The 25,775-nt window shown below is 45.9% G+C and carries 25 protein-coding genes and 3 pseudogenes; 15 read left to right on the plus strand and 13 right to left on the minus strand.

The genetic code is table 11. The features are described from left to right. Positions 1–8: 8 nt before the first annotated feature. The 9 genes and pseudogenes from BSPA111_RS18840 to BSPA111_RS18880 form a co-directional block, all read right to left on the minus strand. Complete coding sequence (locus BSPA111_RS18840) at positions 9–1,748, minus strand: Alw26I/Eco31I/Esp3I family type II restriction endonuclease (protein ID WP_183272667.1); 1,740 nt, start codon at positions 1,746–1,748, stop codon at positions 9–11. 98 nt (positions 1,749–1,846) lie between these two features. After that, on the minus strand, positions 1,847–3,139 hold the full coding sequence (locus BSPA111_RS18845) for an McrC family protein (RefSeq protein WP_183272668.1): 1,293 nt from the start codon (positions 3,137–3,139) through the stop codon (positions 1,847–1,849). Then, positions 3,132–5,207 carry an McrB family protein gene (locus BSPA111_RS18850; protein ID WP_183272669.1) on the minus strand — a complete coding sequence of 692 codons (2,076 nt, stop codon included), beginning with the start codon at positions 5,205–5,207 and terminating at the stop codon, positions 3,132–3,134. The genes BSPA111_RS18845 and BSPA111_RS18850 overlap by 8 nt, the downstream gene beginning before the upstream one ends. Positions 5,208–5,626: 419 nt before the next feature. Next, a complete protein-coding gene (locus BSPA111_RS18855; protein WP_183272670.1) occupies positions 5,627–6,565 on the minus strand; it encodes a glycosyltransferase in 939 nt (312 codons plus the stop codon). A gap of 485 nt (positions 6,566–7,050) precedes the next feature. Then, positions 7,051–7,399: pseudogene (locus BSPA111_RS18860) on the minus strand (DUF1294 domain-containing protein). A 122-nt stretch (positions 7,400–7,521) separates the two neighbouring features. Then, positions 7,522–7,965 carry a putative zinc ribbon protein gene (locus tag BSPA111_RS18865; RefSeq protein WP_308738509.1) on the minus strand — a complete coding sequence of 148 codons (444 nt, stop codon included), beginning with the start codon at positions 7,963–7,965 and terminating at the stop codon, positions 7,522–7,524. 65 nt (positions 7,966–8,030) lie between these two features. Next, positions 8,031–8,423 (minus strand): putative zinc ribbon protein, encoded by a 393-nt coding sequence (locus BSPA111_RS18870; protein WP_183272672.1) that lies wholly within the window; start codon positions 8,421–8,423, stop codon positions 8,031–8,033. Between the two features lie 233 nt (positions 8,424–8,656). Next, positions 8,657–8,863, minus strand: coding sequence for an AlpA family transcriptional regulator (locus tag BSPA111_RS18875; protein WP_183272673.1), 207 nt, complete (start codon positions 8,861–8,863; stop codon positions 8,657–8,659). Between the two features lie 89 nt (positions 8,864–8,952). Further along, entirely contained in the window at positions 8,953–9,549 is a 597-nt protein-coding gene (locus BSPA111_RS18880) for an inovirus-type Gp2 protein (protein WP_183272674.1), read from the minus strand. 318 nt (positions 9,550–9,867) lie between these two features. Here BSPA111_RS18880 and BSPA111_RS18885 point away from each other — a divergent pair, with 318 nt between their 5' ends. Continuing rightward, positions 9,868–10,413, plus strand: coding sequence for a hypothetical protein (locus BSPA111_RS18885; protein ID WP_183272675.1), 546 nt, complete (start codon positions 9,868–9,870; stop codon positions 10,411–10,413). 82 nt (positions 10,414–10,495) lie between these two features. On the opposite strand, the gene BSPA111_RS18890 is transcribed toward BSPA111_RS18885, so the two are convergent. After that, the gene (locus tag BSPA111_RS18890; protein WP_183272676.1) at positions 10,496–11,005 is read right to left on the minus strand and encodes an inovirus-type Gp2 protein; all 510 of its coding nucleotides are present in this window, start codon (positions 11,003–11,005) and stop codon (positions 10,496–10,498) included. Positions 11,006–11,395: 390 nt separating this feature from the next. On the opposite strand from BSPA111_RS18890, the gene BSPA111_RS18895 reads away from it, so the two are divergent. Further along, positions 11,396–12,763 (plus strand): hypothetical protein, encoded by a 1,368-nt coding sequence (locus BSPA111_RS18895; RefSeq protein WP_183272677.1) that lies wholly within the window; start codon positions 11,396–11,398, stop codon positions 12,761–12,763. A gap of 342 nt (positions 12,764–13,105) precedes the next feature. Here BSPA111_RS18895 and BSPA111_RS18900 read toward each other — a convergent pair whose 3' ends face one another. Both BSPA111_RS18900 and BSPA111_RS18905 read right to left on the minus strand, forming a co-directional pair. Then, on the minus strand, positions 13,106–14,734 hold the full coding sequence (locus tag BSPA111_RS18900) for a UvrD-helicase domain-containing protein (RefSeq protein WP_183272678.1): 1,629 nt from the start codon (positions 14,732–14,734) through the stop codon (positions 13,106–13,108). 2 nt (positions 14,735–14,736) lie between these two features. Continuing rightward, a complete protein-coding gene (locus tag BSPA111_RS18905) occupies positions 14,737–16,455 on the minus strand; it encodes an ATP-dependent endonuclease (protein ID WP_183272679.1) in 1,719 nt (572 codons plus the stop codon). 338 nt (positions 16,456–16,793) lie between these two features. Here BSPA111_RS18905 and BSPA111_RS18910 point away from each other — a divergent pair, with 338 nt between their 5' ends. The 11 genes and pseudogenes from BSPA111_RS18910 to BSPA111_RS22530 all read left to right on the plus strand — a co-directional run bounded on the left by BSPA111_RS18910 (position 16,794) and on the right by BSPA111_RS22530 (position 23,413). Next, positions 16,794–17,681: a GTPase family protein gene (locus BSPA111_RS18910; RefSeq protein WP_183272680.1), complete on the plus strand. Its 888-nt coding sequence runs from the start codon at positions 16,794–16,796 to the stop codon at positions 17,679–17,681. Positions 17,682–17,863: 182 nt separating this feature from the next. Then, positions 17,864–18,262, plus strand: coding sequence for a hypothetical protein (locus BSPA111_RS18915; protein ID WP_183272681.1), 399 nt, complete (start codon positions 17,864–17,866; stop codon positions 18,260–18,262). A gap of 56 nt (positions 18,263–18,318) precedes the next feature. Continuing rightward, on the plus strand, positions 18,319–18,783 hold the full coding sequence (locus tag BSPA111_RS18920; protein WP_183272682.1) for a hypothetical protein: 465 nt from the start codon (positions 18,319–18,321) through the stop codon (positions 18,781–18,783). A 97-nt stretch (positions 18,784–18,880) separates the two neighbouring features. Continuing rightward, positions 18,881–19,699 carry a DUF932 domain-containing protein gene (locus BSPA111_RS18925; RefSeq protein ID WP_183272683.1) on the plus strand — a complete coding sequence of 273 codons (819 nt, stop codon included), beginning with the start codon at positions 18,881–18,883 and terminating at the stop codon, positions 19,697–19,699. A 69-nt stretch (positions 19,700–19,768) separates the two neighbouring features. After that, positions 19,769–20,239 carry a DNA repair protein RadC gene (gene radC / locus BSPA111_RS18930; protein WP_183272684.1) on the plus strand — a complete coding sequence of 157 codons (471 nt, stop codon included), beginning with the start codon at positions 19,769–19,771 and terminating at the stop codon, positions 20,237–20,239. A gap of 8 nt (positions 20,240–20,247) precedes the next feature. Continuing rightward, positions 20,248–20,469, plus strand: coding sequence for a DUF987 domain-containing protein (locus BSPA111_RS18935; protein ID WP_059177774.1), 222 nt, complete (start codon positions 20,248–20,250; stop codon positions 20,467–20,469). Between the two features lie 31 nt (positions 20,470–20,500). Beyond that, complete coding sequence (locus BSPA111_RS18940; RefSeq protein ID WP_183272685.1) at positions 20,501–20,866, plus strand: type IV toxin-antitoxin system YeeU family antitoxin; 366 nt, start codon at positions 20,501–20,503, stop codon at positions 20,864–20,866. A 33-nt stretch (positions 20,867–20,899) separates the two neighbouring features. After that, entirely contained in the window at positions 20,900–21,220 is a 321-nt protein-coding gene (locus tag BSPA111_RS18945; protein WP_183272686.1) for a TA system toxin CbtA family protein, read from the plus strand. A 113-nt stretch (positions 21,221–21,333) separates the two neighbouring features. After that, a pseudogene (locus BSPA111_RS18950) lies at positions 21,334–22,170 on the plus strand (DUF4942 domain-containing protein). Positions 22,171–22,529: 359 nt separating this feature from the next. Further along, entirely contained in the window at positions 22,530–22,682 is a 153-nt protein-coding gene (locus BSPA111_RS22825) for a 5'-nucleotidase (protein WP_373925645.1), read from the plus strand. Then, a pseudogene (locus BSPA111_RS22530) lies at positions 22,676–23,413 on the plus strand (5'-nucleotidase). Before BSPA111_RS22825 ends, BSPA111_RS22530 begins: the two are co-directional and overlap by 7 nt. 269 nt (positions 23,414–23,682) lie before the next feature. On the opposite strand, the gene BSPA111_RS18960 reads toward BSPA111_RS22530, so the two are convergent. Further along, positions 23,683–23,940 (minus strand): helix-turn-helix transcriptional regulator, encoded by a 258-nt coding sequence (locus BSPA111_RS18960; protein ID WP_183272687.1) that lies wholly within the window; start codon positions 23,938–23,940, stop codon positions 23,683–23,685. A gap of 99 nt (positions 23,941–24,039) precedes the next feature. Here BSPA111_RS18960 and BSPA111_RS18965 point away from each other — a divergent pair, with 99 nt between their 5' ends. Both BSPA111_RS18965 and BSPA111_RS18970 read left to right on the plus strand, forming a co-directional pair. Beyond that, on the plus strand, positions 24,040–24,348 hold the full coding sequence (locus BSPA111_RS18965) for a helix-turn-helix domain-containing protein (protein WP_373925646.1): 309 nt from the start codon (positions 24,040–24,042) through the stop codon (positions 24,346–24,348). An 84-nt stretch (positions 24,349–24,432) separates the two neighbouring features. Then, positions 24,433–24,759, plus strand: a complete 327-nt coding sequence (locus BSPA111_RS18970) for a helix-turn-helix domain-containing protein (protein WP_183272689.1) — start codon at positions 24,433–24,435, stop codon at positions 24,757–24,759. Positions 24,760–25,775: the final 1,016 nt, after the last annotated feature.

Genomic DNA, 25,775 nt, shown 5'->3' on the forward strand with positions numbered 1-25,775 from the left:
GCTATTTTTTATTCTATGATATCATCAGGGCTTGAGCGAACATAACGATCATTTGTCCAAGACGATTCTAATTCCTTTCCTATTTCACTCATCCCTGACATTAGGTTTTTTAATATTAGATTGAATTTTTCTTGATTTCTTGTAATTATTTCTTGTAGTTCTAAAATGATGACTCGGAACTCGTTTTCTGAATTTGAATTCTCGGACATTATTCCGGCTATTCTTTCATCTAAACTAGTTGTAACTGTGCTTAATGATTGTAGGTTATCCATGGCTTCAGAGAAGTAATTCTCAGATAATTCATTTGATACTATAAATGCGTTCCTACTTTCTTTTCTATGATAATCATTCAATGAAGTAAATGCTATTCTTATTCTTCTTGCTTTTTGTACAATTGTATATTTTGTTTCACGTTTTGATTTTTTTATTGCTTTAAAATAAGTTACATGCTTTGAAATATATAACCCTTCAAATTCTGGAGTATAATTAGCTACTTCAAGATGCAAAAGACTCGCAAGGAAAGTATAATAACCTTCATCGAGTATCTTTTTTAGGAGATTCATATATGTATGTCTGTTATCACGTAGTATTTTACTTAGCCTTAAGGCTTTTTCGGTATCATCTACAGAGTGTTTTAGACGATTCCATACCTCTTCTGCGAACCATGAAATAACTGTATGTCCTTCATTCTCAGCTTCTAATAAAGAGGTTACATCGCTTAAATACATGCGATTATTTTTGGCACTATTACATGATTTACAAAGCAGCTGAAATTGAGGGCGATGGGAAAATCCTAGTGATATTGGACCAATATGGTCTGCTTGGCAAGGCATAGGGTGTAAACCTCCATTCCCTGTATTCAAGCATTCTTCTTTAATAAAAATATCATTTGTTCTAACTTGGCCCATTAACCTGTCTGCAGCAACCCAATCACCGTCTACCCAATATTCGAAAACTCTTCGATCAGTAACATAGGATTTAAGATTTTCTTTAGTTCTTCCTTTATCAGCAGTTGAGCGACAACAGCGGTTAAATGAATGGAACCCATCAAAACGGTCTGGAGGGTTTGCCATAGCTCCAGGGCTTAGCATACGAGATTCTTGAGGTATGTATTGTTCTTTCAGATATTCAATCCATGCTTCGAGATTGTTTGGTAATTCAGGCGTTGTGATAAATTTTGTAGAAAATAAATATGATAAGTCTGAGTATATTTTTTCACCAAATCGATCGTCTAAACGTGTTAAAAGATCGACTATGTGTTCATTTTGAGATAGCTCAAAAGTCTCATCTATATAATTAAGCTTTTTAATCCGAGAAAAGAAATGTTCGTTGGGATAAGAGTAAGACAATTGCATTTCTTTACCGCATTTTTTGCAGGGTTTAACTCCAAATGGATGAATTATTTTAGCTGTTTTACTAATCCATGCATTTTCAGTATCGGGATCTATTCCGATGCTTCTTGCTTTATTTTTCCACCATTCGTAGCGTCGTTGATGAGTGTGCTTAAATTTTCCTGATGCCCTATTTGATGGGGCTTCCCATTGAATCTCACCTTTTTCCCCAAAAGGGTCTGGCATTCCAGCATAATTTGGATGCTTAACTATTTGTTGGGAATATGCTAAAAATGCTGCATCGCCATATTTTGGTTTTACATTTTTTTTTATTATATTTTGGTCTGAGTAGTCACTTTTGTAGTCGCTGATTATGTTATCAAAATCTGGAACAACTGCAATTTTTGCACTTTTCATAACATCTCCATGTAAGAAAGTCGTAATTAGACATTATATTTATTTTCACCTAAAACTATGCTTAGAGGATACCCATTTGTCATAGGACTGGTTCCTCATCATCTTAGCTCCATGAACACATCACTCGGCCACATCATCCTCTCCCCACGCTTTGCTGTTATCTGGTATGGCACAACCCATAATTTTAAAGTTTCTGAAAAAGCAAAGTGCTGCTGTATCGGTTGGTTAAAATCATCGTGCGCAGGGTAGATCAGGTACATTTCACCAGTCCCATCAAGATATTTTTGGCCGTAGGCAAACATTTGATAGAAGTCGGATTGCGCTAATCCATACAGTGATTTTTTTTGTGAGTTATTATCCACCAGCTTCCATTTTGTATCCATCACCATTTTGGTTTGGACTGGTTGGCGTGACTGTATCAACAAGTCTGGGCGAAGCTTAAAGCAATCGTTAAGCCCATGCTTTATCAAAGAATAAGTGGCAGCCTGTGGTTTAACTTTAAGGTGAGGAGGGAGTTCGTCGGGAAGGGTTTGTGCAACAAAGGATTCAAATACCGCTTCCATCGGGAACAAGAGAGATATTGCTTTGGCATTTCCCTGCAGAGCGCTCGGGCTCATTCCTCTCAGGATCAATTGCGCCCAGGCCATTGGCTCATTGTAATGAGCCATACCACGCTCCAGGCGTAGGCTGTTTATATCGCTCTCAATATCCCGGCTAAGTGGAATACCGTCAAAAGCAAAGCGCAGCTCGTAAAGCCAGCGCTGATTCTCTGATGAAAGCTTCAGGCTAAGTAGCTTATCCAGCGCGGAGTGTAAGAGCCGATTGGCTGCACAATCCGGCATGTAGTCATCATAATCGACACAAAACTTATGACGACTCACCACGTTATGCCGCAACTGTGCAGAAAGCATCAGTTTGCCCTTCATAAAAGGCAGATTCCCTTGCTCGCTCACATAGTTAGAGCATAAACCTTGTTTAAGCAATTGGCTGACGCTATGCAAAAACTGACTGATAAAAATCTCAAGCAATGGTAGACGCTGAGCCTGCAGAGTTGCCTGCCGGGTTTGAATATGTCGAAACCTAGGCAGATGGCTTAGCATCGTCAGCAGTGTTTCACGCGCATTAGCAGCTGTGAGGTTTTTACCAACCTTGGGCAGTATCTCAAGTTGGAAACCGTGAGGTGTGGAAAGCATCCCCGCGTAGTTTTGCACCTGAAGCAATTTTAAGCCTGAGCGAGAGGTGAGTTTGAGAAACTGGCTCCCTTGAATACTTGCTAGGCTAAGTGCTTCTAAATAATTAAAGACCTGTTGAGGCACCAGCTTTGCGCCAACTGAAGCCGCTTGTCCACTCCCCAGCAGATCATATTCAAAAACTGAGATAACTTCACCCATGGTTTACAGCCTGCTCATCAGGAGTGGTCTGCTGGGGTTGATAAATAGCGTGGTAAGCCTGCGGCATATTCCAGATCTCTTGATCGAATGCTTCTAGCTCATAAGCTGTCGATTGCTGCTCATGGCGTCGTAAACCATGGTCGTTACCAAAAAGCGTATCCAGATCGTCGGTTTTCTCAATTACGAATTGTAGGCTGTCGTCTTGCTTTTGGTTGTCTGCCAGCACTAACCTGATCTTGTTCCAGTCATCGAAGAAGTATTCCTGTAATAGCGGAAGGATCTTTTTCTGGAATGCGATCTTCAGTTGTTTAAATGCAGCTTCTTCATCACCGGCATCGAGTGCACTTTTTACCGGCATAAAGAACGCATGCCCCAGTGTATGTTCACGATCGTAAAGCGCTTCGATGCGGCTATTAAGTTTCTCTAACAACGACTCGAGTTCTATGCCTTTCACCTTAGTGCCACTCAGTAAAGAGAGATCAGGCATCATCTCGACAAAGTCAAAACGACGGCGCAAAGCCGTGTCCATCAGAGCTAAAGAACGGTCCGCTGTATTCATGGCTCCAATGATGTCAACATTGGCAGGAACGCTGAAGTGATCTCCGCTATAAGACAGTTGCAGGCTCATTGCATTGGACATACCCGCACGCTTGTCTATTTCAATGAGCGAGATCAATTCGCCAAAGATCTTGGAGATGTTGCCGCGATTGATCTCATCAATGAAAATGGCGTAGCGATGTGCCGGATCAGCATTGGCCCGCTGACACAGGCGCATAAAGATACCCGGCTCAATAGGGTAAGAGATATTGCCACTTTCGTCTGAGCGAGCGCGGATACCTTCAATAAATTCTTCATAGCCGTAAGATTGGTGGAACGTAACCACTGCAAAGCGCTGGATGGCTTCGGCGGATTTAGGACCGCGTTTAAGCTCAGCGTAGAGCTCTACCAAATCCTCCACTTGCTCCAGCTGTGATTCAACAAGTAACCATTCACTACTATCTGTTTTGTTAAATATTGCAGGTTCACGCCGATTCTTATAATTAACAGTTAACGACTCGGGAACTGTGTAGGATTGCAAAGCAGCCCAGGCCGTATTCGATAAATTGCCATTATGACCATTTAATAATGCCTTACGTTGAAACCACGTATGCTCAATAATTTGGCGAACTTTTGCTCGTTTATCAAGATCGAGCAGCACTAGCGTTATGACCTGCATCCAGTTCAACGATTCAAGGCGAGAATCAAGCCAGGCATCACGATCGGCTGGTACAGCATGAGAGGTGTACTCTTTCATCTTTTGCTGCAGCGTGAATGTCTTCCCTGTACCTGGTGGACCAAAGTAAATAACGTTCATGGGTGAATGTGGGAGGGTCTTAATTTCAGTGAGTTCACTGCTGGCTGTTGATGTGATGCTGGATAATTTCTCCTGTTTCTGCTCATTGTCGCGTTGGCGTAATAATTCATAGAGATGCCAAATAGCCATATTCACGTAATATGGATCTGCATTGGGAGATTGAGCGTGTATGGCTTGCTTCAATTCATGGTTTTTCTGCAGCCAACTTCCATTCAGTTCCAGACCAAGGCTGAACTTCTTATTTAAGAAATCTGCCACTTTTGTAAACGCATTCTCATCCACAGTACTGGTGCAGGTTTCTGGCAAAAAAGCGGCAAAAACGCGGTTTCTCAGACTCCAATACATACGTTTAAGTAGCCCGGTTTCTTTGGCCTTCTGCAGAGCACTTCCCACGTATTGATAAGTTGCTTCATCTGGTTGCTGACGAACGCGTTCGGTCAATTCTCTAAGCAGTGGCAGACTTTGCTGATATTCCGCCAATGAAGGGACACCCTGACGAATGCTGGCAATGCCGTTATCACGTTCATACCAAAGTCGTTTGATCAAATCTTCCGAACCAGGCACCGTGAATGTTGGGACTTGCTGTAGCAGCCTCGTAAATTCACGATATCGCTGATTCCACCTGGAAGGTTCATAATTTACATCTTTTGCTAGGAAATCAATCAATTCACTGAGAGTCAGCTTACCTGCTTCGACACTATCTACAAGATCCATCGTGAGTTTCCTTTACTGTGATATTACTTACTAGATAGCTAGTGTGCTGTTTGAAAACTTATCTTACCAAGCATGAGTTTGTAGCCAAGCGCAATAAGTAAGATTTTCAATGCAAAGTACAGTTTTTTCATGTTATTGAATTTATTGCTCTCAGACGAGTTTTTGGCACCTTCACTTTGAGTCGTGATTCTCGAGTTACTTTGTTGTGCTGAAGTGCTGTTGGTATCAATAGAGTGTGAGCTGTGCGGATACTAGTGCAGGGCATGCTCTCTTTCTGGGTCAGAAAGGTGCGATGGCTTTGAGTTGGTATAGGAAAGTACGGGGAGTTTTGTTCACACCTGTAGAAAAGGCCTGAACAATTTAGTCAGATAGCGGGAAATTACGCTGTGCGTTGGTGTCGTGTAGCAATGCACAACACATCAGAACAGCTTGCCCAGCAGCTTAATTAAGAAAAACATATCGCTAAAACTGCTGATACCTCTGAATAAATAGGCGGCGGATATGTTCGCTTTGAAGCAGTTCTTTATGCTAGATTTGTCCCCAACGCGATTGCGGTAAAGTCCCAAAAAATGACGTGCTTCCACCAGCGCATGCCTGTACAAAAACACCTTTATTTTTTTGTTTTGATCCTGTTTTGCCAGTCGGATGATTTCCGCTATTACATCGATATAGCTTAGTGCCCGAACATCGTAGTAATCAGGCCTGTGCGTGATAGAGGCTGTGTTGCTGATGTAGATATAATCCCTTACGTCCAATATACAGAAACGACCATTGCAAGCGGCGAGTTGCACGGTCCAGAGAATGTCTTTATGGCTCTTGCCAGACTGGAAGGAAAGGGAATGCTGCCTGATGTAGGTTGACCTGACTATTTGTAGCCAGAGGTAATGCGGCCACTCACGTTGGGTAACGCAGTGTCGGACCCAGTCATGACCTGAAAGGGTTTGCCGGTAGGGCTGCTTGAGGTGTACAGCTTTTCGGCGGTGACCTGTGCCGGAATGCCAAGCGTTGAAAATAACCACATCGACTTTTGTCACTGTTGCAGCCTGCCATCGTGCTTCCACAAACCCGTCTGCTATATCGTCGTCAGCATCAAGCAAAACCACCCACTCTCCCCGATGAATAGCTAGTGCCGCATTGCGTGCTGCGTAGACGCCCTGATTAGCCTGCTCAATGAGAATGAGCCGATCATCCTGGATACGATGAAGAACGTTGCTGGTATCATCAGTAGAACCATCGTTGACGATAATAAGTTCAATATCAACACGGGTTTCGCTTAGGATTTTGTTGGCCAGACAACCAATGGTCGAGGCGGCGTTGTAAGCAGGGATAATGACACTGACATCGATTTTAGTCTTCATGTTAAGTCACGACTTCCCTTCGTTGCCGTTGTTATGACACCTGACCGGGAAGACTCTCCTTTCCCGGATTTCCTGATTCATCTCATACAGGCATTCGTCACAGTATTCTTTATCCAATGCGAACCACCGCTCGAGCAGGTTTCTTTTCTTGTTGCATCGTGCACATTTATTCATGTTTCAGCGCTTCCGCGACCTCATGCCTCTGGTATTCCTAGAAAATAGGCGCAGCAAGCCTCGGCTGTGTAACCAACCGTAATACAAAGGCTTTTTCTGCGATCAATGATGGTGCAAGGATAACCAGCCAGACCACATGAAAGATAATCGTTTTGGTAGATCAATTTCTGAAGATTGATCGGTACTGTCGATCAATGCGAAGCGGGGCAACATTATTGCATGACTGGTTCGGCCCAGATTTCAGGTCAACGAAGGGATAGTGAGTGAGACTGGTGTATATCGAGGGAATTGTCCTATCTAGCCTATCAGCGCTACAAGTACGTTCGCCAAGTATAGAATCGATACAACACCACCAGCACCGCGATATTGACTATTTCGCTGATGATGAACCATGTCTTAAACGGCTGCTGTTGCGTTTTATGCCGGAAGATTTGCTGACCGAGAATGGCTCCGGGCCACCCACTGACAAAACAAAATGTCAGCAGGGTGACACTACGGTACTCTACGCCAGGCTTTGCGGGCCGCCATTTTGGCCACGCCATAAAATACCAGCGTCAGTAAGTTGGCGAGCAGGAACCATGTCACGAGAGGATGAGGTAGGAGAGAGCAGCCTGTAGCGGCCAGGGCCTGCAGTAAGTAACAAAAGCGATTGATGTTCATACCATTAGCCACCGAAGCTCTCAGCCAAAAAAGAGGGGCCACTATATCGGATCCAAATGTCATGAATATATTGGAGCCGTAGAACACTGGCAGGTTGAAACGACGGATACAGTAAGCTTCCATCATATTGCCCATTTTTTCGGTATGGTCTGTGTATCCCGCAGTGCCGTTTCAGTACTGTACAGACTGTTAAGGCAATAGGGACACTTTCTCAACCCGTAATAAGCATGATTACACAGCACGCAGAAATAATCTTTTGAGCTCGGTACCTTAGGGAGTGGTTCAGTACGCTGCAATATTTCACTGACCGCTTGAGTGAAGAGCGATGGTGATTTATCTGATGAGGTGAGTAGATATTCGCAATGTTTCAGTACGATGTTTTCTGCAACCTCAAGATCGTGTTCAAAGTACCCACCGTTGTCGTATGTCCAGCACAGTCGAAGAACACTATGACAGGAACGGCAGGACCAGGTACCACGGGAGCGGGGCGTCAACTCGCTTGCCCGGACAATATTGCCCTCACGGTCAAGGGCGGTCCGAATAGTTCGAAACTGCATAATAATCATCCTGAAGTGATACCTCGCCTGAGCGTCGGTAGAGGTATGAAGTTACGGGACCCGTGACGGGTGGCTCAGCTCTGGTAGATTTCAGTGCTATGGTTACCAGTACGGCAATCCACGCAGTAGCGTTCTCCGTGGTAATCGCTGTTGCAGCCAGAGCAGTACCAGTCGGCCTTGCGAACCATCGGTAAGACATCCGGCATATAGCGACGCAGCATACGTATTCGTCGCGCTTCTTCCGGCTCCAGATGCACATACGGGCAATGGTGGCGTCCGTTTTCCGTCAGGTCTTCCCGGGTATGTTCAAACCACGGACGGCTGGTGACCCATTCCGGGTTATATACCAGCGCACTGCCGCAAAGATGGCAGGTGTAATGGTCGTAAGGGGAAATCTGAGCAGTGGTTGCGCCCGTCAGGCGCTGGTTACCATCAAGTGCGATAAAGGATTTGGCGTAAATCGTCATAGTACGGGTCCTTTGCCATGCGACAGGCAGCCGTAACCCGTCCCGGTATGGGCAGATGTACATGGTGGAATGCTGAATTAGGAAGCGGTGCTGTCTGGCTGAGTCGTTGTCAGCCTATGAGAAGACTGATGTATTTATTCGGTAGCAGAATGGACACGGAGTCGCTCCACAGTACCGGCGCTGGCATTTAGCACATATCCAATGGGCAGGAATATTCAGTGTGCGCATCGCAGTCAGCTCCGGGAGTCTGCTATACGCTGCTGCAGCCAGGCCTCCACCTCGCTCTCAAGCCAACGAGAGCTACGTCCCAGCTTAATCGGCTTTGGAAACCTGCCGTCTTTTATCAACTTATAGAAATATTTGTCCGTTAAGCCGGTCAGTTGTGTGATAAACGCCATATTGACAAACTTGTCGGTAAGAAGGCAGGTTGGGCTGGTCATCGTTTTTTCTCCGTTGGTGGTAAGGGAGAAGAAGCCAGGGGTTCGAATGATGCAGACTTCTTCAAACGATGACGCACTGGAGTATTTTTTTATTCGCTAATAGCACACCTGCGACGTCTGCCACTCACCGCAGGAGCGGGAATGTCACTCAACTGGCAAACCACTTTCTCGCCCTTCTGGTCCTGCTTGCTCAGGTAGCTCAGAATGTACAGCATGCCCTTACGGCCTTTCATATCGCTATGCGACGTTACCCGCTCGCCCTGCACTTTGTAGTATTTCTGGGGCGCACAGCGGTAAGCATGGCCCTCACCTGCTGTGACCTCAACCCAGAGGGCTTGCAGGGTTTTAAAGGTCGGCCATATCTTCCGATGCCGCTGACCATTGAGATAAAACGCAGCGTGGATATGAAAACCATGTTGATCGGTATGTTCCAGTACCCAGGTATACCCGACAATCTCTGTCATCGTGTTACACCGCTGGAGTAACAGAATCATATCCGCCGTCGTGGAATGTTTATCCGCGTGGCACCAGGCATTGCTGTCTACCCGGTAGTAGAAATCAACCCGGAGCATGAGCAACTTGGAATAGCGTTCAAACAATTCGAAGAGGTGATGACGCTGGTAACGTTGTAGCGTGCGGTGCTGGACGTAGTTAAGATTGGTATCGGTGATGTTGTGGTAAGTCATATGCCGTTTCCCGGTGAATACTTGTCACGGGAATGGGCACAGGCTTCAGATTTGACGGATACGCAGATCACGAGGCTGAGGATCAGTATCGTGAGATGTTTCCTTCAGGAAGATTATCGGTATGTCGATCTGACGGAAAGTCATTGCTGGATAGCATCGATCATCAGCGAGGGGGAAATGTGATGACAGCCTGGGGGAAGGAAGATTAATTGAAAATATCTCTTCTTTAGAAACAGTATTATATACCTTAATTACAGCGTATACCTGACCAACAATATGGCATTGAAGCAGCTGACTTATCGTAAGGAAACACCGTTCATGCGCCATTTTCTGACAACGTACCGCGACTCGATCCTCGCATCTGCAGGCATCATCATTGCCATGATCTCGCTTGTGTTCGCTATCTGGCAGGGCAGAGAGGAAATCAAGCACAACCATATTTCTGTAGAACCGAGGATGAATGCTTATTTCTCTATTGACGGCCGCAAAAATCAATGGGGAATTTATGTCATCAACAACGGTATGGGAACGGCTTTTGTTAACGGGGTTACCGTGACAGTCAATGGCAAACCCGTGGATGCCGTTGACAACAATATCTTCGTCAGGGCTGTTCAGGCATTAGGACTTCGAGCTGAGTGTTTTGCGATTGGTGGCCCACGTCCGAATGATTCCTTTAAAGTTGGAGAAGAAATATTTCTGGTGGAAGCAAGAGACTTTGATAAAAAATGTGCTTCAGACCTGTTAAGACTGAAGTGGGCATCACAGCAGCCACACCAACTGGACTTTGTGCTGGATACGGAATCCATCTACGGTGATAAATTTCGTTATACTTATTCTCAGAACCGTCAGGTAAAACAGGATTAACGTCTGGAACACATGGGCGTGGTCTGCTGCTCACCGCCGGTGCCGGAATAGCGCTGACTCTGTAAATCCGGCGTACTGTCCGCTACGACTGCTTACCCAAGTAGTTCAGGATGTATTGCATCCCCTTACGTCCCTGTAGGTCATGGTATGGCGTAACACATTCCCCCTGAACCTTGTAGTAACTCTGAGGAGCACAGCGGAAGGCAACATCTTCGCCTTCGGTGACTTCCAGCCAGATATCTTTCAACTTTTCAAACACAGGCCATACTTTCCGATGCTTTTGCGCATTCATATAGAAAGCAGCGTGAATATGCATCCCGTGCCCCTCCGTGTATTCCAGCACCCACGCATACCCCACCAGCACGTTGATGTCGTAACTGCGCTGGAGCAATAACGCCATATCGGCCACTGTGGAGTGAATATCGCCTTCATCCCTTGAATGGCTGTCCAGTTGGTATGATAAGTCCACTCGCAGCATGATCAGTTTGGAGTAACGAGCAAACAGCTTAGTCAGGTGATGGCGCAGATGCCGGTTTAGCGTCCGGTAATGGGTGTCGTTCAGATTAGTATCAGTTCTTGGGGAATGTTGCATATGGTTATCACGCCCTCGGGCTATACCCATTAAACTTCAAAACTGAATGACGACTCCAAGAAAATGCTGTTAACAGGTATCTGCCTGGTTGGTGCCAATTCACTGCAAACTGAAATTGGTTGCCCTTGTCGCTGCGTTCTACTTGTGGGAATTCATTGACTGCTTGCATTCCATCTGCGCGTTTTTTCTATAAAAACTACACTAAGTCATATTTCCCCCCATTAATGCTGGAAAAAATGACTTTTCAGGTGTTATTTTCCGACATGAAAAACGACATTTATAATGGTGATTATCTGTAATGCTTTGGTCGAATTTTTATTCTTTACACATCAAAAATTACTGTAAAAAATGGTCATAGGTAATGCTTTGTTGGGGGAGGTTAAGAGCGGTATGCCAGATAAGAGAAAAGTACGTTCACGAGGGAATGGTGAAGCTATGAAGGGAAAGCCTACAGGTCAGCAGCAGGATCTAATGCGGTTACCTTTAGACGAACTTCGTTTTTTTGGCGTCGAACCGCGAGATGCAGGACGAGGGTTCGATGAGGTTACGTATGGCGACATTGCTGATAATTACACGTTCACCTGCTTCAATAAGCGTTCGTCTGAACAGAATGATGGTCAAAAGAATAAAGATTATGATCCCATCAACTTTTGGCAAACATTACTCATCAAGGATATAGAGAAAGAGGAGCGGAGTAGAAAGGAGCGACGTACCCAATCGCAGTCTTTCAGCTCAAGCCGTAACGCAAGTAATGATATCTCGTTTGCAAAGAAAAAGAATGCTGACCGCTGGACATATCCGTTCCGGCACCCACTGCAGAAAGATGATCGCCGGGTAGTGAAAACACTGCTGAATGATAAAAAGAGGCTTTTTGCGGATCTTCAGCAACATTACTTTTCTCTACAACGTAACAGCCGTTCTGACAAAAAAACGCTGACCCTTCTCCCCATGTCAATCTTCCTCAGTCAGGAAGGTTCGCAGCATAACGGCTCTGCACACCAGCGGATGAAAGAACATGTGGCCCGGCTTAATAAGCTATTGCCGCAAGTGATTAGAAAGCTCAGGCATAGATCACCCTATTCATCTTTCCTGGGATATTCAAAGGTGGTCATGTTGACAGACACATACTTTGTGCCGTTTCTGCATATCATCTTCTATCTTACTGAAGACAATTTGAGTACCTGGTATGCGCATGACATTGGCAGCACCTTGGGCAAAGTGAGTGGTTGCCATGTCGACATCCATTACTACTCATTTGCTGGCGAGTTGCCATCACCGCCGAAACATTTGCTGAATGCCGAAATGGTTGATGGTGGAAGTGGGAGCTATCAGATTGTTTATAAAGATGTCCTGCTTCCCTTTCCATCTGAAGACCCTAATAAATACAGAGGGATAGAGGAGAAAACTGTGGCTGAACTGACTGCATTGATTGCCAGAGCAGAAATGAAAAAAATCAATAAGGAAAGATACAGTCAGACCCATCTTAAAGCGTTAAAACAGCAGTTGAAGAATATTACGGGCATGGATGATAGTCAGAAAAATCACCTTAGCTACCTGGCCAGGGTGGCAAAAAACTATAGCAAAATCCCCGGGGTTACCTCGGTTACACAGAGCGACAAACCTGTCTATAACAATCAGTACAGCAGGCATAAATACGAGCAGAGAAAACTCCGTAAAAAAATGGAACAAGAGCTTCAAAATGATACTGCTATGCCCTCCAACTATGGAGAGCATATAGCGTCGATAAGTAAAGGGTGACCCTTCATGCTCACGAGTTACAGCTCGAAAACGATACCGTACGCACCGGGTGCGGAGTCGTTAGCATAGAGATCCATTGAAATCACAGCGAGGAGCGGACGTAGGAATCTATATAATTGGCATCCATTTCAACCCAAAGTTTATAAATCATATTTAACAGTGGTGGCATTACACTACACTCATAATCATCAATACCTTTCAATGTGGTAACTTATTAAAAAGATGAAGAATTGTATGAGTAGGGTTGGCCTATTCCAGGACGATGAGCATGGCCTGGCCAAAGTGTAGCGATATTAGGATCGGCTATTTAGACTCGCTAAGCGACTTTACCTATCATGGGCGTTACCAAATGATGGGTATAGCATTCGCGCCATTCCTGCCAATGAACTGTGAGGGTTGACCGTTCTTAACATTTCCTTGCCCATTTATCCGATAGTTCGATGTCATCAATACGCAAGCTTTAACAGCACGCGTGACCCCAACGTAATGCAGATTTAAACATTGAATTTCATTCTCAAAGATAACCTGACCAAACTTTCCTGGAGGATAGAGGCGTGTAGGAATAACGTGATCGTAAAGGTCAGCATGGAAAACAAGTTCAAATTCAAGCCCTTTGGCCTTGTGCAGGGTCATAATCTGAACGGCATTGTCGCTGGATCTTTGGAACCAGCGAAGCTTGCCGTTATCTCCACAAACGCTTTCAAGCTCAGTCACAGCGACAGACGAAGGTTGTTGTCTCAGTAAGCTTGCGGCTGCAGCTAACACTTTCACAATGAGATCGCCATCTAAGCAAGATCGGCAACTTAAAATCGCTCGACGAAGCGCACGCCGCTCCTGTGTAGTTCGGTTTAATTTACCTGCTCGATCAATCAGATACTCGGCAGTCATCATTGGATCGTAACGTAGTTTCAGCAAATCAGAAAAAAGTAGTGCTTCGCTCGTTGATGCGGCCTCGAAAGGATTATCCTCGACAAGTCGGTTAGAAAGTCTCAGATGATTAGCAATCAACTTCGCCGAATGCTGATGTCGACACAGAATGGCCACTCTTTCCGCCGATGCGATTTGATAATGATCCATAAGATGAGGTATGGCGGTTTCTAACCAGAGACTCATAGTACGTTGGTCACCATTGATCGTCTTGATTAACACCCGCATATCGTCCGTTGGCGTGATTGGATGGTTTGGGTTGAGCAAACGAAGTGCAAAATCATTGATGGATGGATGACAGCGGAAATTAGTAGTGATAGAAAAATGCTCAAAGCCGCTTCCTTGAGCAGTGAGTGCTAGTAGATATTTGTCTGATTTTTGAGCAAATGCATAAATAGATTGGTCATTGTCGCCGACTGCAACAGCTGTCAAACCAAATTCCTTCAACTTTTGAAATAGCTGATGCTGAAAGTACCCACTGTCCTGATATTCATCAATATAGACTGCTCGATAACGTGCCACGAGGTATTTCTGGCAGGCAAATGACCGTTCGACCACGTAATGGGCAAGCATACCTACTGCCTCTAAGGGGACGAAACCTAAGGCCAGTGCCTGCTGTATGAACGGCAGAAAATTGATTGTGTTGGCAACGCTACCATCCTTAAGCGGCGTTAACGGCAGCATGCGAGTCACCGAGTCGGGCAATTCCCTGATCTTGGCAGTTTTGATCTCAGCGGCTACAGACATCAACTGCCGCCCAAATGGAAAGATGATCTCTCGAAGACAAAAATCGTCGATAGTGCCAAAGAAAGAACTCTTCACGTCGAAAGCGTCGGCTCTGCAGCGGCGCTCCAGTTCATTGCTCGCTTTGTTTGTGAAGGAAATGGCAATGATGCCTTGGTGGGGACGTAGCTCAGAGATCATATTCCGAACCTTGCATGAAAGAACGCTGGTTTTTCCACTGCCGGGACGGGCGGTGATAACCATGTTGCTCTTGTATTGAATAGCTTGGTTTTGTTCTGCACTTGGCGTGAAGGTGGCCATAATTAAACCTGCGCTGCAGCTTGGATGCAATAGAGTAACGGTTTTAACAGATGTCCATTAATTTGAACTCTGAGCTGGGGCCCGCAGTGCTCAACGAACTCCTGCATGCGAATGGCTTTTTTGCCTTGCATGTAAGCGATCGCTTGAATTAATTCATGACCTTTAAACCCGTTCAACAGGGCCGGGAGTTCGACAGCAATGTCATTTTCCAGATCAATTTTCGAAAGGAAGATGCCGTGGGGGGCGACGGAGGTACTGACTGCTTGCCAGGTGCCGTCAGCCAACGATGCAGCATGATCATATGGTTGAGAACGGTGTAGCTGAGGAGGCATACCAGCTAGTGATAGAGCACGGTTCATACCCGCGAGGTTACGATGCACCTCTTGCGCGCCTCGAGGGCCGATCAGAATATTTGAGATGTCATTATCGGTTCGCACAGCCCATGGGATCTCCAAAGCGTCTAGTACGCGTTTATAAACCTCAAACGCCACACCATCAACAGACAACAATGATACATTGCTCTGATCAAGATCGTAATCATGAGCACGTGCTAGTGCTGCATAGAACAGCATTTCTGAAGGTCCTTCAACTAACATGACTGCTGAGGAGAAAAACGCCTCCGCGGGAAGAATGCTTATTCTGTAGCCAAGCCCTGTCCATGCGCTATTGATGCAATCAGAGCAACCTTGACTTGCCGCTCGGGACGCTCCGTTGCTACGCAATAGGCGAATAATCGAGTTGGGGTGGTAGCTTGCAGCAATCTGTGGAGAATGTGTGGTAACTATGGTTTGACCTGGTAACGCGCTGATGAGATAGCTTGCTAGTTTGCGCTGTTGGTGGGGGTGCAGATGTGCTTCGGGCTCTTCGACGCAATAGATCACCACCTCGCTGTCTTGGTCATGCTCAAGCACACTTTTTGCTTTCCACAAAGCCAGCAGGATTTGATTATTGCGGCCATCACCCCCGAGCATTACACGAGAACCATTGGTGCTGGCTCCCAGCTCCAACTGCTCGATGAACTGCTCGATACCTATTGCTCCGGTATCCAGTGAAACGTTGTATCCCATGTGATGGTGTGAGAGAGCCTGCAATTCATCGTTTAGGTCTCTGGTTGCCTCTGCAACATAGTGCAGGTTCTTCACGCCAGAGTTTATGGATTCCAGCAGCCCAGCAAGTGTCTGTAGCTGTATGGCATCGGCATCCACTTGGGCATCATCGCGTGATTCCTGCGCAAGACGCAAAAGATGCCGCTTCTCTGAACGGATGTATCGTACAAGGTCCCGCTGAGAGTGGATGTACTTCAGATGAAGGTGCTTTAGGTAATGACGACTAGGAATAACCTCCATTGCAGAGAGGTCATAGCCTGCAGCGATCTCATAGCTATGGTTCGCCCTGGTGGCCCTAAATTCAAGAAAGAAGTGGCCTGTAGCACTAACAAAGCCCTTGAGTTGGGAAAGAACGGCGTCCTGAGTTACTTCTGAGAACGCAACTCGAATCATAAAGTAATTGGCCTGTATGCCATTTTGCCCACAATGGAAGTCACGTGCCGTCGGCTCGATATCAGCCTCTGACAAACTCTTGTCGAGCAAAAGTCGCAACGCATGAATCATATTGGTTTTACCAACATCGTTGCTTCCAATCACCAAGCTGTTCTTGGCTAGATTGATGTGTGCTTCAGCGAAGTTTCGGTATTGATGCAGATAGACGTAGTCGATTTTCATAAGAGGAACGGAGCGCCCTGGAAATTGTTATGGAGGCCCTGCCAATAACAAGACCCTGCGGTTAGGGGAACTATACTTTTTGGCAAGTATTACCTTGTGGAGACTCAGTCCAGACTGAGCAATGCCAATCATAGCACTGAGCTGCCCCCCATAATGTAAGCAAGGTCCGCTTCTGACACATAGCAGCCCCTCAGCTCTAATCCATCAAATGCATTAAATGACCGCTGCGCAGTACGTCTAAACTTTTCTCAGTTATATATCACCTTAATGAATTCCCTCCCGTTTCACCTCAACAGGCCATCCACTCCGGATGGCCTTTTTGCTATCTGGAAGCCACCATGAAAAATCCATCGGGTTATGCCCTTATCCGCCGCCATCTGCGGCGCTATCCACGTTCACTACGTCAGTCCCTTTTAAGCGAGCTTAACAAGCTTGTTACCTATGAACCGGTTATCGGCATCATGGGCAAAACGGGCGTCGGGAAGAGCAGCCTGTGCAACGCGCTGTTTCGCAGTGAAGTCTGCGCCGTCAATGCCGTAGAATCCTGTACCCGAAAACCTCAGCGCATCCGGCTGCGTTTGGGCTCTCACTACCTGACGCTCATCGATTTGCCCGGCGTAGGGGAAAGTCAGTGCCGTGACGGTGAGTACCGGAAGCTTTACCGCGAACTTATGCCTGAGCTTGATATGGTTATCTGGGTGCTTAAGGCCGATGACCGTGCTTATGCGGCTGAAGAGCAGTTCTATGAAGATGTATTTGCACAGTACTGCGGCTCGTTGCCTCCTGTCCTGTGGCTGCTCAACCAGGTGGATAAGACTGAGCCAGCCGAGCTGTGGAACCGGGCATCGGCGCAGCCTTCTGCGCGACAGGCGGAGCATATTGTACTGAAACGTCAGGCCGTGGCCCGTCAGCTTCCCGTGGCGGCTGACGAGATTCTGCCGATCTCGGTCAAAGGCCGTTATCAACTGGCAAAAGTGGTGGAGGCCATGATCACCCGGCTCCCAAAGCAGGCCCGCAGCCCACTAGTACCTCATCTTCACAGTGCTTACCGCACGCACTATACCACCAGCACCGCCCGCGACAGCTTCGCAGAACTCGTGGCGGATACCGTTGATCACGTCATTGACCTGATACCTATGCCTCAGGTTGCCCGCAATGCTCTTCACGCCGTAACTCATACCGTGGCTCGAGCTGCTCATAGCGTCTGGTCGTTCTTTTTCGGTTAATACCATCAACAAGCAATTTTGCTGAATTACGATCTATTTTGTCGATCGAACCGATCGGGTTTATTCATTATCCACTATTAATATCAGGTTATAGAATCTCTCAGGGATTGCTTTGCTTGAAATTTTATTTATTAAAAATCAATGCGATGAATCGTAGGGTTGATCGCGTTTTAAGGACTCAGATGAAAAAAATTTATCCTGTCACCGCCGCCATGGCACTACTGGCAACGGTGTCTTTGCCTGCCGGAGCGACTGAAAATGATGTTATTAAACTCGATGTCCAGAAGAGTGGTTTCGAGCTGCTTGTCACTGTTATCGCCAGGACTGACAACATCCAGATCAAGAACATTGACGTAAACCGGGGCAGATGCCTGCTGTTGGCAAAAGGAACGGTCACCTATCAGGGCATTACGGTTGAAGGCTGGGTGCCCAAAAAGGAGGGATTTACCCCCACTACCATGAAGTTTGCCGATGGCCTGACGTGGCATTTCGGCAACCCGCTCCAGCAAAAAGGAATTAACTGCAGCTTCGTTGAAGCACGTGTATTTACCAACAAGGGAACCTTCACTATCAGCGAATGAAATAAACGCCTTATCAGCAGTGTTTCCCTTCCTCACCCATTTAACGGACTAAAACTATGACACTAAAACCTTGCATACCCCTTGCTCTCGTTCTTCTTTTATCCGCCCAGGCAATGGCATTTGGTAGCCAGGATGCCTGGACAAGCGGCTACGCTCAGGGCACCGCTGAATACACCATCCTCGGTAAGGGGCAGTCACAGTTATACCTCGCCTGCGAAAGTACCGGTTCACAGGCGGTAACCATTATCTTCACTGATGTAAACGGCCATCAGGTCAGCATGGATGATGGCCAGAAGCTGACCATGAAAATTGATAACGAAGAAGAAGCGAATATCAGCGAAAGCGAATCCCATGGGGGTTCAGACAATGTGATGTGGGCATGGAATAAATTACGTAGCGGCAAGCGCGTTATTGTCTCGGGAACCAGCGCAAAAGCAGCAACGTTCACGCTCAACGGCGCTGCCAATGTTCTTCCTGAATTTGGCGATAACGGCTGTGTGCCGAAATTTGCACTTCCGTAAGTCTTACCCACAATGCTTAAAACATCAGTAATACACCACCAGCGCCCTGCTCATTCGAGCAGGGCGTTTTCTTTTGTCTCAAATACAGGAAATAACCATGAAATTAGCCAGCCGCTTTAGTGTGGTCAATCTGGTTCGCCGCGACCGTCCATTGACACACGATGAACTCGCGCATTATGTACCCAGTGTTTTTAGCGAGGAGAAACATGAATCCCGTAGTGACCGCTATACCTATATTCCAACCATTACCCTACTGGATAACCTGCAACGCGAAGGGTTCCAGCCATTTTTTGCTTGTCAGACCCGCGTTCGCGATCCCAGCAAGCGCGAGCACACAAAACATATGTTGCGTCTGCGGCGTGAAGGCCAGATTACTGGCAAACAGGTCCCGGAAATCATCCTGCTGAACAGCCATGATGGTTCTAGTTCTTATCAGATGCTGCCGGGCTTGTTTCGTGCTGTTTGTCAGAACGGATTGATATGTGGCGAGTCTTTCGGCGAAGTGCGTGTGCCACACAAAGGCAACATAGTGGAGAAGGTTATCGAAGGTGCTTACGAGGTACTGGGGATATTTGACCGGGTGGAGGAGAAGCGCGATGCCATGCAATCGCTAATGCTACCTCCACCAGCCCAGCAGGCGATGGCAAAAGCAGCATTGACGTATCGCTTTGGTGAAGAACATCAGCCGGTAACCGAATCACAAATTCTTTCCCCACGCCGCTGGCAGGATGAGAGTAACGATTTATGGACCACTTACCAGCGTATTCAGGAAAACCTGATTAAAGGTGGTTTGTCGGGGCGAACGACCAAAGGCAAACGTGCCCATACCCGTGCCGTAAAAGGTATCGACGGTGATGTGAAGCTTAACCGCGCTCTGTGGGTGATGGCTGAGAATATGCTGCAGCTTACTTCATGAACCTTTTTACCTTCCATCTCTTCATGCCCTGCCACTAATCCGGCGGGGCTTTTGTTTTAAGGAGTAATTATGTCCGCACTCAATTTATCCCCGGTATTACTACCAAATGAGCAACGCGTTATCCGTCGGGCGTTACGACTGCTGGAAAAGTATCAGCGTCAGCCGAGTGAGTCTTTTACCTCCACCAGCTTCACCAAAACCTGGCTACAACTGCAGATGGCTCACCTGGAGCGGGAAGTCTTTATCGTGATGTATCTCGATAACCAGCACTGCCTTTTGGGGCGCGAAGCACTCTTTACCGGCACTCTCAGCCATACCGAAGTGCATCCCCGTGAAGTGGTGAAGTCAGCCCTGAAGCACAACGCCGCTGCGGTCATTCTGGCCCATAACCATCCTTCAGGTACAACAGAAATCAGTCAGCAGGATAAACATGTTACTCAGCGGATCGCGAAAGCGCTGGCACTGGTGGAAGTGCGGGTGCTGGATCATCTCGTGGTCGGGAACGAAGTGGTGTCTTTTGCTGAATGTGGCTGGTTGTGAGGTGCAGAATGAAAATCATCAGTAAACGCCAGGCGATGCATATTTATCGTCAGCATCCCGAATCCCGGTTATCTGCCTTCTGTACAGGTCACTACCAGTGGCATGGCAGTGTCTGCCATTACTACGGACGTGAAGTTCAGAATATCAGCGGCGTACTCGCTGTTTTTGTTGAGCGTCGTCAGGACCGGGCAGGCCCATATGCCATCCTTCGCAGCGTGACGATGAATTAATCACCTCTCTCAGTCATTAAGGAATATGTTAATGCAGTCGACCACCTTATCCGGCACATCGGCGGAGAGCGCATTCTGCCTTCAGTGGGGATTAATACGTAATATCACGCCATGCTTCGGCGCTCGCCTGGTTCAGGAAGGCAACCGTCTCTACTTTCTGGCTGACCGAGCTGGGTTTAATGGCTCATTCAGTGACGATGAAGCATTGCGTTTGGATCAGGCGTTTCCACTGATGATGAAACAGCTGGAAAGAATGCTGACCACTGGAGAACTTAATTCCCGCAGCCAGCACTGCGTCAGTCTGCATCATAACGGACTCACCTGCGAAGCTGACACTCTCGGCTCTCATGGCTACGTTTATATTGCTATTTATCCCCAGTCAGCTGTAACCAGATAACAACTTCCTCTTCCTTTATCAGGGATTCAACTCATGTATATTTCAACTGTACCGGTCACGGTGCCGGTTGCGTCACGCCTGTCGCCCGTGCAGATCTGGCAGCAACTATTAACCTATCTGCTTGAGCATCATTACGGCCTTACGCTCAACGACACACCATTCCATGATGATTCAGCCATCCAGGAACATATCGAAGCAGGAATAACACTGGCTGATGCGGTGAATTTTCTGGTTGAACGTTATGAACTGATACGCACTGACCGCAAAGGGTTTACATGGCAAGAGCAGACACCCTTCCTAACCGCTATCGATATTCTCAGGGCCAGGCGAGCTACCGGATTAATGAATATTTAAATTCTTCGAGCACCATTCCTGATTTTTACCTCTGAAGTTCCCACCTTATTTATTCATCGCATAATGCGCCTGCCATTTCCGGCAGGCGTGTTTGCTTTTATGGATGATTGACGATGCAAACAGAACCCGATGTATTAACGGAACACAATGAACTCATCTGTTCGACCAGTATCGAACGAGTAGTTTCTGGCCGCGATGCAGCACTGCTGCAAATTGAACAGCTCATATAGCAGCTTGATGCCATTTCACTATTAACCTCAGAAGTTGGCGGTGGTACGGCGCAAGACTGGGCGATGAAAGCCGGGCACCGCTACGATAGTTGGCTGACTGAAACGGTGGATAAAGCGCTCCCTGCTGTCACCCGCAATATTGACCGTAGTATCTGGCGTGATTTGATGTTGAAGTCTGGCATGATGGCATTGATGGATGCTCAGGCGCGCGACCAATGGCATAAGAACCTGGAGGAGGGCGATCTACCTGCCATCAGCGAGGCGAATATACTCAGTACTTTTGAGCAGTTACATCTGAATAAAATGGATGTATTTGAGCGTGGGATCATCAATGTGTTCAAAGGTCTGTCATGGGATTATAAGACCAATAGCCCTTGTAGCTTTGGTAAGAAGATCATCATTAACAATCTGGTGACGCATAACCGCTGGGGATTTAGTCTGAACTGGGGCTGGAGGCGGGATCAACTGGCGGATCTGGGGCGGATGCTGTTTTTACTCGATGGCAAACCGATTCCCGACAACCGTGGTGATATTTCTACCCGGTTGATGGAACATATTCGGGATAACCCTGCTAAGGATATGTACGAGGATGAGTTCTTCAGTATTCGTTACTTTCAAAAGGGAACAGCCCATCTGACGTTCAAGCGTTTGGAGTTGATAGAAAGGATGAATGACATTATTGCGAAACACTATCCGGGGATGTTAGCTAAGCCTCGTTGAAGCGGAGAGTTTGAGTTGCTTCCTGCTGGTAAAAATGGCTCAAAACTGAGACTATACACATTGCTCTAACTCATTGATTTATAATCATAGCAAACTAAAATCAATTGAGTATACAAGTGAGTATATAAAGAAGGTTTAAATGATTTAATATTTATGTAATTCAGATGGTTATGTTGATTTGGCGAGTCCGGCCTTCGCACCATTTGATATGCAAATTAAGTCGCTCACGAGCGGCTTTTTTTGTAATTTTTTTCCGTGAATGTTCTCACATCTTTGATTTAGTACGGCTAATTTTTATCCTCACTTGTATTATACAAGGGAAAGTAGAAATGCCTTATGATTTGTCCTCTCGATTAGTAATGGGTTTAGCTTCCAGTGCTCTTTTTGATCTCGAGGAGTCGGATGAAATATTTAGAAAAAAGGGAGAAGAGGAATATCGAAAATTTCAGAGAGAAAATCAAGATGTATTGTTAAGTAAAGGGGGGCATTCCCATTTATCAGAAGGTTGTTAAGCCTAAATAATATTAATCCAACAAGCCCCCCGGTCGAAGTTATATTATTATCGCGAAATGATCCTGATACCGGCCTGCGCGTTATGAACTCTATAGAAAGCTATGGTTTAAGTATAACACGAGCGCTTTTCTTGCAAGGGTGAACGCCCCATAAATATATACCAGCTTTAGATATAGAGTTGTTCCTTTCTGCAAATTCACAGGATGTTAATCAAGCTGTAATGGCAGGTTACCATGCTGGGCAGATCTTGAAAGGAAATATAAAGGACGATGTTCTAGACCGCGAATTGAGAATTGCTTTTGACTTCGATGGAGTTATTGCTGACGATGAAGCTGAAGCAATATTTCAAGAAAATCGCATTCTAGCAGATTTTCATCACCATGAAGAATCAAAAGTAAATGTTTCACATAATCCAGGTCCTTTAAAAGAGTTTTTAAAACGTATATCTGACATTCAGAAAATGGAGGAGGAGATGGAGGAAAAAGATCCCTCATATCAAAGGATATTACGTATATCAATAGTTAGCGCTAGAAATGCTCCTTCGCACAAACGTGTCATTAATACCATGCGTTCTTGGGGGATAAATGTGAATGAGGCATTCTTTATGGGAGGAGTGGAAAAGAGTAAAATTCTTGGCATAATGAAGACGCACATGTTTTTTATGATCAACGCCTTCATTCTGATGCTTCTGCGTCTGTACTTCCTTCTGTACATATACCATTTGGTGTGACTAACAGAGCTAAGTAATACTTGAATGCTGACAATTATAGCTACATTTTTATAATGTTTATAGTTGTTAGGTTTTAGTGAGTTATCACGCTTTGCTTACTCTGAGTAAATGGTAGAATTTTAATTATGGTTTTGTAAACTACAATGGTCTTTTTTTATCCTTTTGGCAAGTATCCTTAATAAGGATATTTGCTGTTGTGAACATGATTTCATATTGAAGGTAAATTATCTTTGCTATTTTTTAATTTTAACGTGAATTACTTCATTTAGTTACTCTCTAGCCTTTCGGATTAAATTCTTACGCTCAAAAATTTCCCCATCAACCCCAAAATATCTACCAGGCCAAATTTCACTCGGATGTACCCCTAAAGCCTCAGCAATCAAAAACTCACCTTTTGGCCAGGGCCGTATAAGTGCATTAGCCAGTGTTGATGAACTCAAACCAGCACTTCTTGAAAGCGCTGCAAGGGAAGTACCCTTTTTATGTAAACCCGCGATGATATCTGCCTGATGCCAGCCGTTTGTCATGATTCCCTCCTAACTACTACTTGTAAATAGAACTGTCACAAATCAATGCTACGTTATTCGTAGTTTTGTGTCTAAATGAAAACTACGAATATCGTAGTTATACGAACAACAACAAATTATCGTGAAATTTTCTGCAAAAGGCTCAAAGCTTCCCGGCTTGCGTCTGGTCTTTCACAAAGAAACCTTGGGATTTTGGCAGGTATAGATGAGTTTGTTGCGAGCGCTCGCATCAATCGGTATGAGCTTGGGATTCATGAAGCTGATATACAAACGGCTCAGTATTTGGCTGAAGTATTAGATGTACCGCTTGCCTATTTCTATGCTGATGATCAATTGGCAGAAATGCTTTTGCTCTTTAGCCGATCATCTTTGCAGATTAAAGAAGAAGTTTTAGATCTAGCCCGTTAGCCATCTGTGTTACCACTCTATTTAATACAAAAACTACGTTACTCGTAGTATCTGCTACGCTATAAAGCTACGACTATCGTAGCTATGAAAACTTCTATTAATTACCCCGATATCTTCTGCCAGCGCCTAAAAGCTGCACGTCTTTCGAAAGGGCTGTCACAAAAGAGTCTTGGCATTCTTGCTGGGATAGACGAGTTCGTTGCGAGCACGCGCATCAATCGCTATGAAAAGGGTGTGCATCAGGCCAATATTGAGATCGCACAGCAGCTTGCTACAGCTCTGGAAGTCCCACTTGCTTACTTCTATATGGTAGATGATCAACTGGCAGAACTTACATTAAGTTGGGTGAAGTTATCTGACCTGGATAAAACGGAACTGCTTGCTCAAGTAAAAGCAAAGTCATCCTGGTAGTTGGCTTAATCTATCGCCCTCGTCATCATGTTTCCTGCTACTGGTTGCAGATACATCCTGTCTGCATCCTATTCCCACAGCCCACCATCACATTTTCACCCAACTGAATGTTGTTCCAACTTTCGGGGTTGGGGTTGAATTTTCCAGAATGGAAGAGGGCATTGGTGACGCCACGTTGTGCCCAGTAACGCAGTGTCTTTGAATCTCCTCGAACGGGACGACGATGACATCATCGTGCAGCGTACATTTATATAGGCATACCGACCCGCATGTGTTTTACATGTTTGCTGTGTTTAAGCGGATAACATAACTACGAATCGACACTGGCTGAAAGCGGGTAGTACTGAACGCCAGAAGTGTGCTCTTAAGGAAGCGATGCTTGCTGATTCCATCGTGGCTTGGCTGTAACAACATCTCACTCGCGAGAGGCCGGATACATTTCCACAAAATGCCGTCGCCATCAAAAGCCTTGCTCTCCATGCCGTGAATCTTCTTCGCCTTCTATATATAGAAGGGATAGTTGGAGATGACATACTTCCGGTAGATCTCACGGGCAGGAACGCCAGGCCCGGCTTCGTGGCGGATACTGATGAGCTGGTCTTCAGAAAAACGCGTCTTATTGGGGATGTTCTCATACTGCTAATGAAGGTATTACTAACCTCATGGTGTGTATATCAAGGGGAGTCGATCAATTTTGTGGATAACTTTGTGCACAACTGCGTATAAGGCGGGGTTTTGCTGGGGATTGCAGCAGTCAGTCAAATTAGTGCAAATTTAGGGTTGCAGCCTCAGGATAACTCCCTATAATGCGCCTCCATCGACACGGAACATGTGAACAACATCACAGAGTAACGGCGGCGATGAGAGTCAAATATCCTGAAATTAAGGGTTGACTCTGAAAGAGGAAAGCGTAATATACGCCACCTCGAGTTAGCAAGCGAAAGCGCGTAACTCACTGCTCTTTAACAATTTATCAGACAATCTGTGTGGGCACTCGCAGGATTGATATCTCAGAT

The sequence above is a fragment of the Buttiauxella sp. A111 genome, from assembly GCF_014189855.1.
Taxonomy (GTDB): domain Bacteria; phylum Pseudomonadota; class Gammaproteobacteria; order Enterobacterales; family Enterobacteriaceae; genus Buttiauxella; species Buttiauxella selenatireducens.

Excerpts from the sequence above, each read along its gene's own strand:
- BSPA111_RS18960 (WP_183272687.1), bottom strand. The coding sequence starts at position 23,940 with ATGACAAACGGCTGGCATCAGGCAGATATCATCGCGGGTTTACATAAA.
- BSPA111_RS18850 (WP_183272669.1), bottom strand. The coding sequence starts at position 5,207 with ATGGATCTTGTAGATAGTGTCGAAGCAGGTAAGCTGACTCTCAGTGAA.
- BSPA111_RS18875 (WP_183272673.1), bottom strand. The coding sequence starts at position 8,863 with ATGACCAGCCCAACCTGCCTTCTTACCGACAAGTTTGTCAATATGGCG.
- BSPA111_RS18925 (WP_183272683.1), top strand. The coding sequence starts at position 18,881 with ATGAAATTAGCCAGCCGCTTTAGTGTGGTCAATCTGGTTCGCCGCGAC.
- BSPA111_RS18970 (WP_183272689.1), top strand. The coding sequence starts at position 24,433 with ATGAAAACTTCTATTAATTACCCCGATATCTTCTGCCAGCGCCTAAAA.
- BSPA111_RS18900 (WP_183272678.1), bottom strand. The coding sequence starts at position 14,734 with ATGGCCACCTTCACGCCAAGTGCAGAACAAAACCAAGCTATTCAATAC.
- BSPA111_RS18840 (WP_183272667.1), bottom strand. The coding sequence starts at position 1,748 with ATGAAAAGTGCAAAAATTGCAGTTGTTCCAGATTTTGATAACATAATC.
- BSPA111_RS18890 (WP_183272676.1), bottom strand. The coding sequence starts at position 11,005 with ATGCAACATTCCCCAAGAACTGATACTAATCTGAACGACACCCATTAC.
- radC (WP_183272684.1), top strand. The coding sequence starts at position 19,769 with ATGTCCGCACTCAATTTATCCCCGGTATTACTACCAAATGAGCAACGC.
- BSPA111_RS18935 (WP_059177774.1), top strand. The coding sequence starts at position 20,248 with ATGAAAATCATCAGTAAACGCCAGGCGATGCATATTTATCGTCAGCAT.
- BSPA111_RS18945 (WP_183272686.1), top strand. The coding sequence starts at position 20,900 with ATGTATATTTCAACTGTACCGGTCACGGTGCCGGTTGCGTCACGCCTG.
- BSPA111_RS18905 (WP_183272679.1), bottom strand. The coding sequence starts at position 16,455 with ATGAAAATCGACTACGTCTATCTGCATCAATACCGAAACTTCGCTGAA.
- BSPA111_RS18885 (WP_183272675.1), top strand. The coding sequence starts at position 9,868 with ATGCGCCATTTTCTGACAACGTACCGCGACTCGATCCTCGCATCTGCA.
- BSPA111_RS18845 (WP_183272668.1), bottom strand. The coding sequence starts at position 3,139 with ATGGGTGAAGTTATCTCAGTTTTTGAATATGATCTGCTGGGGAGTGGA.
- BSPA111_RS18855 (WP_183272670.1), bottom strand. The coding sequence starts at position 6,565 with ATGAAGACTAAAATCGATGTCAGTGTCATTATCCCTGCTTACAACGCC.
- BSPA111_RS18940 (WP_183272685.1), top strand. The coding sequence starts at position 20,501 with ATGCAGTCGACCACCTTATCCGGCACATCGGCGGAGAGCGCATTCTGC.
- BSPA111_RS18920 (WP_183272682.1), top strand. The coding sequence starts at position 18,319 with ATGACACTAAAACCTTGCATACCCCTTGCTCTCGTTCTTCTTTTATCC.
- BSPA111_RS18910 (WP_183272680.1), top strand. The coding sequence starts at position 16,794 with ATGAAAAATCCATCGGGTTATGCCCTTATCCGCCGCCATCTGCGGCGC.
- BSPA111_RS18915 (WP_183272681.1), top strand. The coding sequence starts at position 17,864 with ATGAAAAAAATTTATCCTGTCACCGCCGCCATGGCACTACTGGCAACG.
- BSPA111_RS18880 (WP_183272674.1), bottom strand. The coding sequence starts at position 9,549 with ATGACTTACCACAACATCACCGATACCAATCTTAACTACGTCCAGCAC.
- BSPA111_RS18895 (WP_183272677.1), top strand. The coding sequence starts at position 11,396 with ATGCCAGATAAGAGAAAAGTACGTTCACGAGGGAATGGTGAAGCTATG.
- BSPA111_RS22825 (WP_373925645.1), top strand. The coding sequence starts at position 22,530 with ATGGGTTTAGCTTCCAGTGCTCTTTTTGATCTCGAGGAGTCGGATGAA.
- BSPA111_RS18870 (WP_183272672.1), bottom strand. The coding sequence starts at position 8,423 with ATGACGATTTACGCCAAATCCTTTATCGCACTTGATGGTAACCAGCGC.
- BSPA111_RS18865 (WP_308738509.1), bottom strand. The coding sequence starts at position 7,965 with ATGATTATTATGCAGTTTCGAACTATTCGGACCGCCCTTGACCGTGAG.